A 15,061-nucleotide genomic window follows, 5' to 3' on the forward strand; every position below is an offset into this window, starting at 1 on the left:
TTGGTCCTGATCTGCGATTCGGGGGGTCGGAGGGCTGGTGGGGACATCGCGGCCACCGGTGAGCAAGGAGCGCGCACTCCTCGTATCACGAAAGGGCGTCAGCCCCCTCGCGTCTGCGAAACTGGGGCGTCATGGGGAAAGCTCACACATGCCATGGTGTCAGAGGCGCGCGCGGACTCGCAGGCAGGTGTTTCGCCGCACGCCTGGTGGGGAGGTCACTGACACGATGATCGGGTTGCGCGGTGGGGCTGTGTCTCCTAAGAAGTAGTCGGGTGGATGAAATATGCATCGCGGTGGCGGAGTGGGCGAAGGCACCGACGGCCTGGGGCCCGAGCCTGCCCGGCGTGGGCGTCACCGGCGTGATGCCGAGCGCGATGCCGAACGCGTACAGGGCAGCAGACCGGCACCGGATGCCGGCAGCGGTCCCGGGATCAGGAGCGGTGGCCGGGTGGGGGTGACCTACAAGTACTTCGGTGCCCCGGACGGGGCGACCGCCGCACGCGTGCCCATCTCGATGCGCCCGGAGGAGCTGGGCGGCGACGAGCTGGGCATGGGGGGCATGTTCACCAAGATCAAGCCGGAGACGGTGGCCGCGATGGTCCTCACCGGTATACAGGGGATCCCGCTGCACCAGGTCCCGCCGCTGGAGCTCGTCGTCCTCCACCCCGACTACGCCGTGGTGAAGCTGCCGATGACCGTGGTCGACCCCCTGCGTGACGTGAGCGAGGAGACGGTGGGCGCGGCGGCCTTCATATGGTCGACCGTCCCCGACCGGGGCGGCCCGCGCGACGCCTTCAACGTCTACCGCCTCCTCCACGAGTGGCAGGACTTCTCCGTCCGCCTGCACGACGCGGGCCACCAGGCGTACTGCCTGGTGTGGCCCTGACGCACGCGACACACGCACGCGATCCACGCACGAGACGTACGGGGCGCACGCGCGCGACGGTCACGCGCACGCCGGGGTGCACCGGAGCGCGGCTGCTCGCCCTGCGCATCCATCAGTAGTCATCCGGCCATTCATTGGCCGAAGAACGATCTCCAGTCGGGCCCCGGAACCTGCCGACACAAGAGGACATCCGCTGAAGGAGGTCCCGCCGTGGGCGATGTGCTGCCGATCCTGTCCGTCCCCGCCGTGGTCCTCGCCAGTGGCGCGTACGCCGTGGGCGCGAGCTGGTGGCGCCGACGCCACCCGGCCCCGCCCTCCCCGTACACCCGTCAGGCGCTCCGGCTCGCGCGGGAACGGACGCTGGTCACGGCCGAGGAGATCCTCGCCGACGCGTACGCGGCGTTCGGGCCGCTCTACACCCCGCCCGTCGCGAGCGCGGACACCCACGGCACCGGCACCGGCGCGCGGGCCACGGCCCGGAGCTCCGACGCTGCCCCGCAGGTCTGACACACGGACAAGATCAGCAGTGCTCACCGCCGAACAGACTTGGTCCTGGAACCGTGCGATCTGGAGTTCCCACCGAGCTCACCCGGTCCGGTCGAAGAACTGGCGGCTGAATCTCCCCTCGCTCGCGTGCCGCGACCGGCAGGGTCAGGGCCCTTCGCCTGGATCGCTTCGAGCTCCGGTTCATCACGTCGGCCGCCCCGCTACGGCTCCCTGGTCAACTGCCGCTTAGCTCTGCCGCTCATGGGCTCGACGGGTTCAGGGCGCAACTGGATGCCGTACGTGCCGTGAATCTCGTCGGCCAGCATCCGGAGAGCTTCGCTGAAGGCTTGGGACGTGGCCCCATGGCGGACGGTCAACGTCAGACTTCGGACAGTGGAGCAGTACACGCCCAGCCCGACTCTGCTGCCGGGTTTGTGTCCAGCCTGTTCCACGAGCCATCCGGCACTCGCCCACAGCTGACCTGCCTGATCACGGCGGACCGGACCACCAGCGGCACGGACAGCGGTGGCCTGCGCACGGTCAACGACCGGGTTCAGAAAGACCGAGCCCGCCTGACGGGCGTCAGGGCCGAAAGTCGGCAACGTCAGCCCGCGATTCGACCGGTCTGCAATCACCGCGTGGGCGGCCTCGGCAAGCGGTGGCCGAGCCCCGGGCGCAACGTCCAGGGCTGTGGCCAGGTGTTGATACAGGACGGGAGCTGCCCACACGCTTCGGGTGAGACGCAGGGTGATCGCGAGGATCGTCCATCGGCCGGGACAAGCTTTGAAAATGCTGGTGCGGTAGCTGAAACCGCAATCCTCAGGACTGAGTTCAACGATGTGACCGTGCAACCAGTCGTGAACGGTGATGCGGACGAGGGTGTCGGATATCTGTTGGCCGTAAGCCCCGGTGTTCTGGACGGGGGCGGCGCCGCAGGTGCCCGGAATGCCACCGAGGTACTCGACGCCGGACAGCCCCTCGGCGACGCTGAAGGCGACGAGCGACGCGAGTGGTTCTCCTGCCTGGGCGACCACCTCGATCAATCCGTCACCGAGGGGGCGCGCAGTGATGCCCCGGGTGGCCATACGAAGAACAGTGCCGGGGTAACCAAGGTCGGCTGCCCGCGTGTTGCTTCCACCGCCGAGCACGAAGAACGCCGCATCGTCATCGCGCAGAGTGCAGGCGAGATCGGGCCAGGCAGCGGGGTCGGCATGGGTAAGGAACCGATCGGCAGGCCCACCGAGACGCAACGTGGTGTGGTCAGCCAGGAGCTCGCCCATGGGGGCCTCCTTTGGTCAGGTGGCAGAGACAGTCTTGATCGCGAGAGCACGGAGCGGTGCAATGCGCGTGCGGGCGTTGCCGTGATAAACGGCGTTGGTGCAGAGGACGAGATAGCGGCCGGTGTCGGGGGCGAGGTAGAGGCTGGTACCGGTGAAGCCGTGGTGGTAAGCCACGCGTCCTCCGGCGGCGAGGATCCAAGACAGGCCTCGATCCAGGCCCGGCTCGATCGGAGTCTGGGGGACGAGGCTTTCCTGCAGCCACGAGCCGAGCGCCGTCTCGTCACCGCCCGCGTGGGCGGTCAGGAGCCGCTGCGCGTAGATGGCGAGGTCGGCAGGGGTGGAGAAGACCCCGGCATGACCAGCGACGCCACCGAGAAGAACTGCGTTGTCGTCGTGGGCCGCGCCCCAGATGCGCGGGGCGCCGGGGATGCGCTGCTCCGTCGGCGCGACCTGACGGGTGCGGGTGACGGGCCCGAATACGGTGTCGTTCATGCCGAGGGCGTGCCACAGGCTGTCGGTGAGCTGGTCGAGAGAGCGGTGGCGGAGGTGAGTGAGAGCCAGGCCGAGGAGAATATAGCCGCGGTTGATGTACCGGTGCTGTCCTGAGGTGTCTTCGAGGGGCTCCCGGCACAGAAGTTCATGCAACGGTAGTTCGGCGCCGCGGTAGTGGTCGAGGCGAGTGGAAGCCCGCAGCCCCGAAGTGTGAGCGAGAAGCCGGCGGACGGAGGGCTCAGCACTGGGCGTCTCGCTGCGCATCGGAGGCAGGCAGTCGCGGATCGGTGCGTCCAGGTCAAGGAGGCCATCCTGGAGAGCCTGACCGATCAGAGGCCAGGTGGCTACCACCTTTGTCAGCGAGGCGATGTCGTACGCAGTGTGCCGGTCAGGCTCTGCGTCGCCGCACTCGAATGCAATTCGGCCGGCGGACAGGAACCGGGGGACGGCGTCCATGGTGCCGAAGGCGAGCACACCACCAGGGGTAGCGCCGTCCGCAACGACCTGCTCAAGAGAGTCTTGGAGCCGAGCGGCGTCTTCGGCAGTGAACGGGACAACAGACATCAAGGGCCTCCGGGGGTAGTTGCGATGACGGCTCCCAGCGTGGCGAGGTTGTCCAGGAGGTTGCCGTAGCCGCGCCGGAGGTGGTAGATCCCCCGGATCGTAGAGGTCCCGTCTGCCGCAAGGGCAGCAATCAGCAGAGAGGTCACCGCGCGAATGTCGGCGGCCTCCGCGTCCGCACCGCGCAGTCGCACAGGTCCTCGAATCCGGATCAAGGAGCCGGAGGAGGAAATCTCTGCGCCGAAGGCGCGAAGTCCCCGCACATGGGTGTCACGCTGCGGGTAGACGCGCTCGGAGATCAGCGAGGCCCCTTCGGCCTGCGTGAGCATGGCGCCAAGCTGGGGCGCGCTGTCGGTGGGCAGCCCAGGGTGCGGCCCCGTCGCCGTTTCCACCCCACGCAGCAGTCCAACCGGAGAGGAGCGAACTCCGCCGGAGGCTTCGTCGTCGGTCAGGACGAGTCCGGCCCGGGACAGGGTGTCCGTCAGCCCTGTCGGGAGATCGCCGACGCTGATGTTGTCGAGATGGACGCTCCCCCCGGTCGCGGCCCCGGCCATGATCATGGTCGCTGCCTCGATGCGGTCGCCTGCCACGGCAAAAGTTCCTCCGCCCATACTGTCGCTACCCGTCACGTGTAAGCCGTCCTGGTCGAAGGCGATGTCAATCCCTCGCGCCTGGAGAAACCGGGCAGTCTCGGCGACCTCCGGCTCGATGGACGGATGGGTGATCAGGCTCGTTCCCGGCGCACGAGCGGCGAGCAGCATCGAGGTCACTGTCGCGCCAAGGCTGGGTCCGAACGGCGTGTTCACATCCACGGTGAACGGCCGCACTCCTCGACTGTCGCATCGGGCGCTGATGCCACTTCCGCTCAATGTCAGATCGGCGCCGGCGGCCTGCATCGCCGCAAGGTGCCGGTCGATGAGGCGAGGGCAGAAGGCGTCGCCTCCGGGGTAGGGGAAGGCAACCTGCCCAGTCCGGGCGAGCACCGCTCCAGCCAAAACGGCGGTCGTTCGTACCTTGCGGCCGAGTTCAGGATGGATGATCGGGCGCGTGTTGCCTCCCTGACTCACCATAAAGCGGCCCGCTTGGAGGTCGACGTGCGCGCCCGTGTGCCGGAGGATCCCAGCACACACCTCGGTGTCGAGGATTGCCGGAGCACCGGTCAACGTGAGAGGGGCGTCGGTCAAGAGCGCGGCGGCATACAGGTGCAGGGCGATGTTCTTGCTGCCCTGCACCGTGACACGTCCGACCAACGGGCGCCCGCCGACCACTTGGACCAAGGTGCCAGGTGCGCTGACTGCGTTCATGGCTGTCACCGGACCCGGGTACCGGCAGGCAGGAAGCCACCGATGTGATCGCGCGGGTAGACCACCGTTCCCGGCCCGATCAGCGTGCCCGGCGACAGAACGGTTCCGGCCGGCAAAGACACCTCGTCGCCGATCACTGCACCGAACTTCGTCTGCCCGGTGAGAATCCGCTGCCCGCCAAGGTTGATCGAAATCTCCTCGACAGCCGGTTCCGCAATCGGTCCACGATCACACCGCAGTCCGGTCGTGGAGCAGAACGAGCCGAGGTTGACTCGGCGTCCGATCACCGAGTCTCCGACGAAGCAGGGGTGCTTCATCAAGACGTAGCCCGTCAGCAGGCTCCGGGTAACCTCCGCGCCGAAGCCGATCCTGCACCCGGGTCCGATGACGCTGTTGTCGCGAACCAGCGCTCCAGCCGCGACAACAGTGCCCGTGCAGATCAGGGCCGGGCCGACGACCTGTGCGCCCGCCTCCACGCGGGCACCTGCCTGCACAATGACGTCACCCTGCAGCAGGGCCCCTTCTTCGACGACACCGCAGTGCTCGTCACGAAGCCCGGCCGCGGCACTGGAGAGGAGTTCGACCATGGCGGCCTTGATACCGAAGACGCTGGAGCACTCGAGCAGGCTGGTGACGTGGGAGCCGAGGTCGTCGGACCGGAAGTAGTAGCCAGGGGCGAGGCGAACATCGCCGGCTGCCGTCGGAGACGGAGTGGAAGGCACGGGTTGCATCGGAACCTCCGCGAGGGGAAGAGCCGACGGCCTGGTCGGCCGACGGACTTCGACGATCGCCGCTGCATGCCCGGATCGGGAGAGGTACCGATCTGGCACGCAATCCCGTTTGCGTCTCATGCAAAGCCCCTGCCCAAGCAGGCGTTTCTGGGGCTACGGTCGGGGCGGGGCCATCTCGACCATCGTTCAGAGACGGGGCACAGATGCGATTAACAGGGCGCACGAGACCTACGGGGCCGATGTGAAGCCCGGGGATCTCGTCCGGGAGACTCGACAGGCCAAGGGACTGACTCTCGCCGAACTGGGAGAACTGACCAGGTTCTCCGCCGCCCAAGTCTCCCGCTACGAGCGCGGCATCTCACCCCTTACAGACGTGGACGTGCTACGAGCCTTCGCGGATGCCCTGAACCTTCCGCATCAGGCGTTCGGCCTGGTTCCGCCGGCGCCACGCTCCGATACACGACACGGCCAGCGGATCGTCGCAACCACGGCCTTCCCCCGGCTGCCCGGCCCTAGGGTGGTCAGCCTGGTCGGCTCAGGGCACGAGGACGGTGAAGACCCGGTGCAGCGGAGGAAGTTACTGGCGGGCATGGCGGCCACGGCGGCGGCGACTGCGGTATCACCCGCTGCCGGGAACCGGTCGGCCCACGCGGACGAGGGAGTCCTCGGTGATCTGCTGGTCGCCGGGATCAGGGACGCGATGCTCGGCCTGGGCGGCTCCGGCCCCGCCCTGCCGGCAGGGGGACTCTCCGCCGACTTCACCCGTGCTCTCGCGGACTTCGACGCCTGCCGGTACTCGGGCCTCGCCGTACGGCTGCCCCGACTGATCCGCGCCGGTCACGCGGAAGCCTCCACCGGCGCGCCGGACAGCTGCGGCCTGCTCGCCAGGAGCTACCTTCTGGCCACCCGCATGTTGATCAAGCTGGACGAGCAGCAGCTCGGCTGGATGGCTGCCGACCGCGCCCATGGGCTCGCCACGACCGGGGGCGACGCCCTCGCCGTCGCGGAGTCCGCCCGCCAGCTCGCTGTCCTCGCACGCAAGGCGGGGTGGCACACGGAGGCGCTGTCGATCGCCCTCACCGCAGCGGACCATCCCGATCTGCGGGCCGTCGGCCGCGCCGGTGCGGCGGAACGCGGACTGCTCATCCAGTCCGCCGCCTACACGGTCGCCCGGCGGGGCGACCGCGACGGCATGCGGGAACTCACCGATGAAGCCGCGGCCATCGCGGAGGAACTCGGCGGGGCGACGCTGCTGCGTGACCACGGGGGCGGCTTCAGCCCTCTCACCGTGCGGCTGCACCGCATCTCCGCCGAGAATCACGCGGGCGATCCGCTGGCCGCCCTCGACGCGGCCCGGACCGTCTCCCTGAAGGCGTTGCCCAGCGTCGAACGCCGGTCCCGCTGCCTCACCGACGTCGCCACGGCCCTCGAACGGCTGGGGCGCCGCCAGGACTGCGTCAGGACGCTCCTGTCGGCCGAGCACCACGCTCCGGAGGAGACGCATGCCCGGCCCGCCGTAAAGTCGCTCGTCTCGTCGCTCCTGGTGTCCGGCCCCACCGGTACGGAGCTGCGCGGTCTCGCCCGGCGCAGTGGCGTGCTGGTCTGAGCCCCGCCTCGTCGGGCCCCGCCGGGCCGGTGCCCGACGGCACGCCCGCCCCGCCCACAAACGCCTCGCTCCACCGCCCTCCCCGGTGACATCCTGGGCCCGTGACCAAGCCTTCCGCGCCCGGGCCTTCCGTGGCCAAGCAGCAGATCTCCGTCGAAGTCGCCCCCGAGCTGCGGCTGTTCGTCGCGCACGAGCGGCGGCAGGGGGTGACCGCTCTGGTGACGGACGGGGTGTCGACGCTCGGGCACGTCGTGGAGTCGCTCGGCGTGCCGCTCACCGAGGCGGGGGCGCTGGTGGTGGACGGGGCGGAGGTGGCGGTGTCGCACATTCCGCGGGCCGGGGAGCACCTCGTCGTCCGCGCGGTGGAGCGTCCGCAGCGGGTGCCGGGGGCGCCGTTGCGGTTCCTGCTGGACGTCCATCTGGGCACGCTGGCGCGGCGGTTGCGGCTGCTGGGTGTCGACGCGGCGTACGAGAGCGAGGACATCGGCGATCCCGCGCTCGCGGCGCTCTCCGCGCGTGAGCGGCGGGTGATGCTCTCGCGGGACCGGGGGCTGCTGCGGCGGCGGGAGCTGTGGGCGGGGGCGTACGTCTACAGCGACCGGCCCGAGGAGCAGCTCCGGGACGTGCTGGGGCGCTTCGCGCCGGTCCTGGCGCCGTGGTCGCGCTGCACCGCGTGCAACGGGCCGCTGCGGGAGGCCGACAAGGAGGCGGTGGCCGACCGGCTGGAGCACGGTACGCAGGCGGCGTACGACGTGTTCGCGCAGTGCACGGTGTGCGAGCGGGTGTACTGGCGGGGCGCGCACCACGGGCATCTGGAGACGGTGGTCGCGGACGCGGTGCGCGAATTCGGCGGGCCGGACACCGCCTGAGGCCGGAGGGCGGGTTCTGCCTATCCTGGCCCGGTACCGGTCACCTGTCCGAGGGAGTTCGTCATGGCCGCCACCCCCATCGCCGTCATCACCGGTGCGAGCAGCGGCATCGGTGCCGCGACCGCCCGCCGGCTCGCCGCCGAGGGCTACCGCGTGGTGCTCACCGCGCGCCGCAAGGACCGCATCGAGGCGCTGGCCGAGGAGATCAACGCGGCGGGCCACCAGGCGGCCGCGTACGCCCTGGACGTGACCGACCGCGCGGCGGTCGACGAGTTCGCCACCGCGTTCCGCTCGCTCGCGGTGCTGGTGAACAACGCGGGTGGCGCGCTCGGCGCGGACCCGGTGGCCACCGGGGACCCGGCGGACTGGCGCCAGATGTTCGAGACGAACGTCGTCGGCACCCTCAACATCACCCAGGCCCTGCTGCCCGCGCTCACGGCGAGCGGTGACGGCACGGTCGTGGTGCTGACCTCGACGGCGGGCCACGGGACGTACGAGGGCGGCGCGGGCTATGTCGCGGCCAAGCACGGCGAGCACGTGCTCGCCGAGACGCTGCGGCTGGAGATCGTCGGGACGCCGGTCCGGGTCATCGAGATCGCGCCCGGCATGGTGAAGACCGAGGAGTTCGCCACCAACCGGTTCCGGGGTGACGAGGAGAAGGCCGCCAAGGTGTACGCGGGCGTCGACGCGCCGCTCACCGCCGAGGACGTGGCCGACACCGTCGGCTGGGCCGTGACGCGTCCCAGCCACGTCAACATCGACCTCCTCGTCGTCCGCCCGCGCGCCCAGGCGTCCAACTACAAGGTCCACCGCACGCTCTGAGCGACGGCCGCGCGCCCACCGGCCCGGCCGGTGGGCGCGTCCCCCGTCTCAGCCCTTCACGCAGACCAGCTGCTTCAGCTTGGCGACGACCTCCACCAGGTCCCGCTGCTGGTCGATGACCTTCTCGATCGGCTTGTACGCGCCGGGGATCTCGTCCACCACGCCGGAGTCCTTGCGGCACTCGACGCCGCGCGTCTGCTCCTCCAGGTCCTTGGTGGTGAACCGGCGCTTCGCGGCCATCCGGCTCATCCGCCGGCCCGCGCCGTGCGAGGCGGAGTTGAAGGACTTCTCGTTGCCGAGGCCCTTCACGATGTACGAGCCGGTGCCCATGGACCCGGGGATGATCCCGTACTCGCCGGAGCCCGCCCGGATCGCGCCCTTCCGGGTGACCAGCAGGTCCATGCCGTCGTACCGCTCCTCGGACACGTAGTTGTGGTGGCAGGAGATGACCGGCTCGAAGGTGACCTTCGCCTTCCGGAACTCCTTGCGGACCACGTCCTGGAAGAGCCCCATCATGACGGCGCGGTTGAACTTGGCGTACTCCTGCGCCCAGAACAGGTCGTTGCGGTAGGCGGCCATCTGCGGGGTGTCCGCGACGAAGACCGCGAGGTCGCGGTCGACGAGGCCCTGGTTGTGCGGGAGGCTCTGGGCGATGCCGATGTGGTGGTCGGCCAGCTCGTTGCCGATGTTGCGGGAACCGGAGTGCAGCATCAGCCAGACCGAGCCCGTCTCGTCGAGGCAGAACTCGATGAAGTGGTTGCCGCCGCCGAGCGTGCCCATCTGCCGCACCGCCCGCTGCTGGCGGAACTTCACCTCCTCGGCGATCCCGCCGAACCGGCTCCAGAAGTCGTCCCAGCCGGCCGCACCCGCCCCGGGCAGCCCGGCCGGGTCCACCAGCTCCTCGTGCATCCCGCGCCCGACCGGGATCGCCTCCTCGATGCGGGAGCGCAGCCGGGAGAGGTCACCGGGCAGGTCGTTCGCGGTGAGGGAGGTCCTGACGGCGGACATGCCGCAGCCGATGTCCACGCCGACGGCGGCGGGGCAGACCGCGCCGTGCATGGCGATCACCGAGCCGACCGTCGCCCCCTTGCCGAAGTGGACGTCGGGCATCACGGCGAGGCCCTTGATCCACGGCAGGGTCGCGACGTTGCGCAGCTGCTGCATCGCGACGTCCTCGACCGACGCGGGATCGGTCCACATCCGGATCGGTACCTGCGCTCCCGGCATCTCCACGTACGACATGAACCCTCGATTTCCCCCGACAGGAAGCTGGCAGGACAGATAGCTGAAGAGGCCCGAAAGGGCCCAAAAGACTTAAAGCGCAAAACGGGTGCCAAGATCGGCAAACATCTCGGCCGACCGGCATTCACAGCCGCACGTGCGATACACATTGTGTCCACCGGCCGCCGTAGCGCGGCAACTCGTTTTCGTACCGAAGGGGGCCTGGGACCTTGCGACCCATGGCGTACGTTCCCGGCATCGCGCTTCTCGCGGCGCTCGTCGCCGGCTGCACCGGGGGCTCGGGCACCGAGGACGCCACCGCCGACGCGAAGCCCGGCACCCCGACCGTCTCCGTCGCACCCCCGGGCAAGTACCAGACCCTGCCGGAAGCCTGCCGGTCCGTGAGCGTGAACACGCTCAAGCAGCTCCTGCCGGGCGTGGCGGACCTCCCCGAGGAACAGCGCGAGAAGGCGTACGAGGGCCGGGCTTCGGTCACGTACGACACCGACCGCAAGGTGGGGTGCACCTGGCAGGCGCGGGACGCCGACTCGACCCGCACCCTGGTGGTCGACTTCGAGCGGGTCGTCTCCTACGACCCCTCCGTGAGCGACGAGGACACCGCCGCCACCGTGTACGGGAAGAAGGCGGAGGCGGTCGGCCTGCCCGCGCCCTCCCTCTCCTCGTCCCCTTCTGCGGACGACTCGGCCGACGACTCGGGGGACCCCTCCGCCGACGCCCCGGCGGACCCCTCGGCGGATCCGGCCGCGTCCGACGGGACGGGGGTGGCCCCGCAGGGCTCCACCTCCCCGGCGGCGACCGCGTCACCGGCCGCGAACGGGGGCGACAGCGGTGGCGACGGCGGCGCCGACGCCTCCGGCGAACGTGCGCCCCGGGTGCTGGACAACATCGGAAATGCCGCATTCCTGAACGATTCGCTCGAAAGCGGAGATTCGACCTCGCAGCGCCGCACGGTCAGCGTGGTCTTCCGCACATCGAACGTGGTCGTGACCGTCCGGTACGCCGAGCAGGCGGCCGACGCCGGCGACGTGCCCGAGAGTGCGGAACTCCAGGAGAAGGCCCAGGCACTGGCCCGCGGGCTGGACGAGAACATCAACGAATAGACCGCTCCGACGGGCGCCGGCAGAACCCCCGCCGGGGCCGTCGCGGGTCGCCGCCGCGGCCCCGCGGGTTCCGCGTCCGTCGTACGGTGGCTCCTCGGAACACGCACCCGCACCACCGCCCGCCCGTACACCGACCGCCGCACGGCACCCGCCGGAAGCCGAGCACGAACGCCCGCACGGCTGAACGCCGGCCCGACCGCACGACCGCGATCGCCGTCCCGTCCGAGTGAAGGAACCATGCACCGATCAGCTCCGCGACTGTCCCGCATACTCCTCTGCGCCGCCGTCCCGGTGATGCTCGTCGCCGCCGGCTGCTCGTCGGACTCCGGCGACGACGCGAAGGAGAAGGGCGCCGGCTCCGCCTCCTCCGGCTCGTCGAGCGCCGCCGCCTCCGCCTCACCGACCCCCACCGTGGAGCCGGCGAAGTTCGCCGGGCTGCCCGACCCGTGCAAGGCGCTCTCCGCGAAGACGGTCAAGAAGCTCGTCCCGTCCGCGAAGAAGGCCGGCGGCACCGTGGGCAAGTCCTCCGACGACGACGCCCGGGGCAGCTGCTCCTGGAACGGCCTGGACGACAAGGGCGTCAAGGGCTCCGTCTACCACTGGCTGGACATCGGCTTCGTCCGGTACGAATCCGACGAGGCCCTCGGCAGCGGCGCCGACCGGGCGACCACCGACTTCACCAAGTCGGTCGCCAAGGCGCAGGCCGTCGACGGTGCCAAGAAGCTCGCGACCGCGCCCGTCTCCGGCATCGGCGACCAGGCGACCGCCGTCACGTACACCCTGAACAAGACGAGCGAGGACTTCTCCTACGCCGCGATCGTCGTGCGTACGGCCAACGTCGTCGTCTCCGTGAACTACAACGGCACCGGCTACGCGGGCGCCAAGGCCCCGTCCGCCGCGGACATCCTGGCGGGCGCGCAGACCGCGGCGAAGGAGGCCGTGGCGGCCGTCGGCGGTGCGGGCGGCACCACCACGGACGATTCGTCGAGCCCGAGCGCCACCACCAGCTCCAGCCCGAAGACCAGCAGCAGCAAGAGCAGCAGCGACGAGAGCGACAGCCCGAAGACGAGCAGCAGCAAGAGCGCCGCCTCGGACTCCGGCTCGGACGCGGATTCCGGCTCGGACACGGACTCGGGCGCCACCGCGAAGGCGACGCCCAGGGCGACGAAGAAGTCCTAGGCGATGAAGATGTCCTGGCCGACGACGAAGTCCTGACGTCCGGACGGTGTCCGGTCAGGACACCTTGCGGGTCCCGCTCCGGGGTCCGGCCGCTTTCCGAGGGCCGGGCCCCGGAGGTGTGTCCGTGGCCCGGCCCTCGGCGAGCATGGCGCGCATCAGCTCGTCCCACCGCACCACGTCCGGCGCCGTGCGCTCCGTGAGGGCGGCGACCAGGCGCCGGCGGTCGGCCGGGGACACGGCCACCATGCTGAACGAGGCGCGGGTCCCGTCGACCCCCTCGAACCTCAGCCCCACCAAGCCACGCTTCTTGCCCGGCGGAAACCCGCCGGAGACCGAACGCAGCCGGTCGAGACCGAAGGAGACGGTCCGCAGGGGCTGCCGCACGGTGACGGTGTCGGCGGTGACGGTGACGGCGCACTTGAAGCGGACGGCCACGAGGACGCCCAGGAACAGCACCGCCATGCCGCCGAAAATCCACCATTGGTACGCCTCGCCCCCCTGGACGGCCCTGAGGGCGTTGGTCGCGAGGACGAAGGCGGTGGGGGCCATCATCCAGCGGGTAGCGGGGCGTACGGAGACGACGTCCGAGGTCATGAGTCATCACCAGGCAGGCTCGTAGGGGCCGAAAGGGCTGTGGGCGGCCTCTCGCGAGCTCAGCGTAGGACTGGGTCGGGCCGGTTCCGTCGGCCGGTCCCAAGTCGTGACCGAAAATCGCCCCTGGGCCAACGTCCCAGCCCAGAGCCCCCTTTGCGGAATCGATGGCTCCCCTGGGACAGCCCTCCGGGCGGCCCTCCCGACCTCCCCGCGCATCACCTCTCGTACACATGTGCCAGGCTGGCCCCCACCGGATGTCGGAAGCCGGGCGGAGAACAGAGGTCGGGGAGGGGATCGCGGGTGGCCGCGATGCAGCTCACACGCACGCACCGGGTACTCATCGGGCTCGTCGTCGCAGGAGCGGCGGTCATCGCCGCGATCGGGTTCGCCGGCTCGTACGCAGCCGTGCGCGAACTCGCCCTGGAGAAGGGGTTCGGGAACTTCTCCCTGGTGTTCCCGATCGGCATCGACGCGGGCATCTGCGTACTGCTGGCGCTGGACCTGCTGTTGACGTGGATGCGCATCCCGTTCCCGCTGCTGCGCCAGACGGCGTGGCTGCTGACGGCCGCGACCATCGCGTTCAACGGCGCCGCCGCCTGGCCCGATCCGCTCGGCACCGGCATGCACGCGGTGATCCCGATCCTCTTCGTCGTCGCCGTCGAGGCCGCCCGTCACGCGGTGGGCCGGATCGCCGACATCACCGCCGACAAGCACATGGAGGGCGTGCGCCTCACCCGCTGGCTGCTCTCCCCCGTACCGACGTTCAAGCTGTGGCGGCGCATGAAGCTCTGGGAGCTGCGCAGCTACGAGCAGGTCATCAAGCTCGAACAGGACCGGCTGGTCTACCAGGCCCGGCTGCAGGCCCGCTTCGGCCGGGCCTGGCGGCGCAAGGCCCCGGTCGAGGCGCTGATGCCGCTGCGGCTCGCCAAGTTCGGCGTACCGCTCGCCGAGACCGCCCCGGCCGGGCTCGCGGCGGCCGGGATCGAGCCCGTCCTGCTGCCGCCCGCGCCGAAGCCCGAACTCGCCCCGTACCAGGGGGAGCAGGACCGGCAGGGCGGCCAGGACCGGCAGGGCGCGGAGCACGCGCAGGACGTGGAGCGCCGGCAGGACGGGGCGCCCCACCCGCAGCAGCGTGACCTTCCCCCGCGCGCGTCCCTCCCCCAGCAGCGCAACGGCCAGCAGCGCAACGGCCAGCAGCAGGACGGGCCCGCCCGGAACGGGTACGCCCCCGACGGGTACGCCCCCGAGGACGTGCCGCCGGACGCGTATCCGCAGGACCCGTACCCCCAGGGGCCGTACCCGCAGGACACCCAGCAGCAGGAGCGCGGCGACTGGGCGCCGGAGGACCCCGACCCGGACGCGCGGACCAGCCCGTGGTTCGCGGGGCAGCCGGCGGACCAGCCGTACCAGGGCGACTACGACCCCTTCTACGAGGACACCTTCGAGCGCACGCCCACCCAGGTGCCCTCGGGCCCCGGCGGCCGTACCCGCCCGCTCGGCAACGTGGGCACCATCGGCGCCGTCCCGCACCAGCGCGCCGGGCAGCAGGAGGCCGACTCACAGGCCGACGTGGACGCGCGGGAGGCCGTCCAGGCGGCCGAGGAGACCGTGCGCGAGGCCGAGCGGGAAGCCGAGGAGCGGGCCGCGCAGGTCACCGCCGAGGCCGAGAACGCGGAAGACGCCGAGTACGCCGAGATCGCGTACCAGGTCTTCCGGGAGTTCGTGCAGACCAACAGCGGCTACCCGAGCGTCGACGTCCTCGGCATCCACCTCGCCGACGGCCACAACGTCCAGCACCCGCGCAGCGCCGCCCTGTTGCGCCGCCTGATGCCGGACTTCAAGCAGCGGTACGACGCGGAGCTCGCGGCCGACCACATCGCCTGAGCCGGACGCCGGGAGGAGAGCGCCG

The 15,061-nt window shown here is 70.6% G+C and carries 14 protein-coding genes and 1 pseudogene; 9 read left to right on the top strand and 6 right to left on the bottom strand.

Annotated elements, in window-relative coordinates; all coding sequences use genetic code 11:
• Positions 1-283: 283 nt before the first annotated feature.
• Complete coding sequence (locus ACWCWD_RS12205; protein ID WP_450772262.1) at positions 284-886, top strand: hypothetical protein; 603 nt, start codon at positions 284-286, stop codon at positions 884-886.
• Positions 887-1,096: 210 nt separating this feature from the next.
• Positions 1,097-1,393 carry a hypothetical protein gene (locus tag ACWCWD_RS12210; RefSeq protein WP_450772263.1) on the top strand — a complete coding sequence of 99 codons (297 nt, stop codon included), beginning with the start codon at positions 1,097-1,099 and terminating at the stop codon, positions 1,391-1,393.
• A gap of 200 nt (positions 1,394-1,593) precedes the next feature.
• Here the strand turns inward: ACWCWD_RS12210 and ACWCWD_RS12215 are convergent, their stop codons facing one another.
• From ACWCWD_RS12215 to ACWCWD_RS12230, 4 genes are read right to left on the bottom strand one after another with little or no spacing between them, the layout of a single operon-like run.
• Positions 1,594-2,652 carry a UDP-N-acetylmuramate dehydrogenase gene (locus tag ACWCWD_RS12215; protein WP_450772264.1) on the bottom strand — a complete coding sequence of 353 codons (1,059 nt, stop codon included), beginning with the start codon at positions 2,650-2,652 and terminating at the stop codon, positions 1,594-1,596.
• A 15-nt stretch (positions 2,653-2,667) separates the two neighbouring features.
• A complete protein-coding gene (locus ACWCWD_RS12220; protein WP_450772266.1) occupies positions 2,668-3,708 on the bottom strand; it encodes a serine hydrolase domain-containing protein in 1,041 nt (346 codons plus the stop codon).
• The gene (locus tag ACWCWD_RS12225) at positions 3,708-5,009 is read right to left on the bottom strand and encodes a UDP-N-acetylglucosamine 1-carboxyvinyltransferase (protein ID WP_450772268.1); all 1,302 of its coding nucleotides are present in this window, start codon (positions 5,007-5,009) and stop codon (positions 3,708-3,710) included. Before ACWCWD_RS12225 ends, ACWCWD_RS12220 begins: the two co-directional genes overlap by 1 nt.
• Positions 5,010-5,014: 5 nt before the next feature.
• On the bottom strand, positions 5,015-5,731 hold the full coding sequence (locus ACWCWD_RS12230) for a hypothetical protein (RefSeq protein ID WP_450772270.1): 717 nt from the start codon (positions 5,729-5,731) through the stop codon (positions 5,015-5,017).
• Positions 5,732-5,858: 127 nt separating this feature from the next.
• On the opposite strand from ACWCWD_RS12230, the pseudogene ACWCWD_RS12235 reads away from it, so the two are divergent.
• From ACWCWD_RS12235 to ACWCWD_RS12250, 4 genes and pseudogenes are all read left to right on the top strand, one after another.
• Positions 5,859-6,149: pseudogene (locus ACWCWD_RS12235) on the top strand (helix-turn-helix domain-containing protein); the annotation flags it as partial.
• 180 nt (positions 6,150-6,329) lie between these two features.
• Positions 6,330-7,346 (top strand): XRE family transcriptional regulator, encoded by a 1,017-nt coding sequence (locus ACWCWD_RS12240; protein ID WP_450772356.1) that lies wholly within the window; start codon positions 6,330-6,332, stop codon positions 7,344-7,346.
• Between the two features lie 101 nt (positions 7,347-7,447).
• On the top strand, positions 7,448-8,215 hold the full coding sequence (locus ACWCWD_RS12245; protein WP_450772271.1) for a Mut7-C RNAse domain-containing protein: 768 nt from the start codon (positions 7,448-7,450) through the stop codon (positions 8,213-8,215).
• Between the two features lie 63 nt (positions 8,216-8,278).
• A complete protein-coding gene (locus ACWCWD_RS12250) occupies positions 8,279-9,037 on the top strand; it encodes an SDR family NAD(P)-dependent oxidoreductase (protein ID WP_450772273.1) in 759 nt (252 codons plus the stop codon).
• 48 nt (positions 9,038-9,085) lie between these two features.
• Here ACWCWD_RS12250 and ACWCWD_RS12255 read toward each other — a convergent pair whose 3' ends face one another.
• The gene (locus tag ACWCWD_RS12255; protein WP_450772275.1) at positions 9,086-10,279 is read right to left on the bottom strand and encodes an RtcB family protein; all 1,194 of its coding nucleotides are present in this window, start codon (positions 10,277-10,279) and stop codon (positions 9,086-9,088) included.
• A 218-nt stretch (positions 10,280-10,497) separates the two neighbouring features.
• On the opposite strand from ACWCWD_RS12255, the gene ACWCWD_RS12260 reads away from it, so the two are divergent.
• A complete protein-coding gene (locus ACWCWD_RS12260; RefSeq protein WP_450772277.1) occupies positions 10,498-11,379 on the top strand; it encodes a DUF3558 domain-containing protein in 882 nt (293 codons plus the stop codon).
• Positions 11,380-11,616: 237 nt separating this feature from the next.
• Complete coding sequence (locus ACWCWD_RS12265; protein WP_450772279.1) at positions 11,617-12,558, top strand: DUF3558 domain-containing protein; 942 nt, start codon at positions 11,617-11,619, stop codon at positions 12,556-12,558.
• Between the two features lie 54 nt (positions 12,559-12,612).
• Here ACWCWD_RS12265 and ACWCWD_RS12270 read toward each other — a convergent pair whose 3' ends face one another.
• On the bottom strand, positions 12,613-13,152 hold the full coding sequence (locus ACWCWD_RS12270; protein WP_450772280.1) for a hypothetical protein: 540 nt from the start codon (positions 13,150-13,152) through the stop codon (positions 12,613-12,615).
• 309 nt (positions 13,153-13,461) lie between these two features.
• Between ACWCWD_RS12270 and ACWCWD_RS12275 the strand changes: the two genes are divergently transcribed.
• Positions 13,462-15,036, top strand: a complete 1,575-nt coding sequence (locus ACWCWD_RS12275) for a DUF2637 domain-containing protein (RefSeq protein WP_450772282.1) — start codon at positions 13,462-13,464, stop codon at positions 15,034-15,036.
• Positions 15,037-15,061: the final 25 nt, after the last annotated feature.

It is taken from the genome of Streptomyces sp. NPDC001493 (assembly GCF_053597235.1).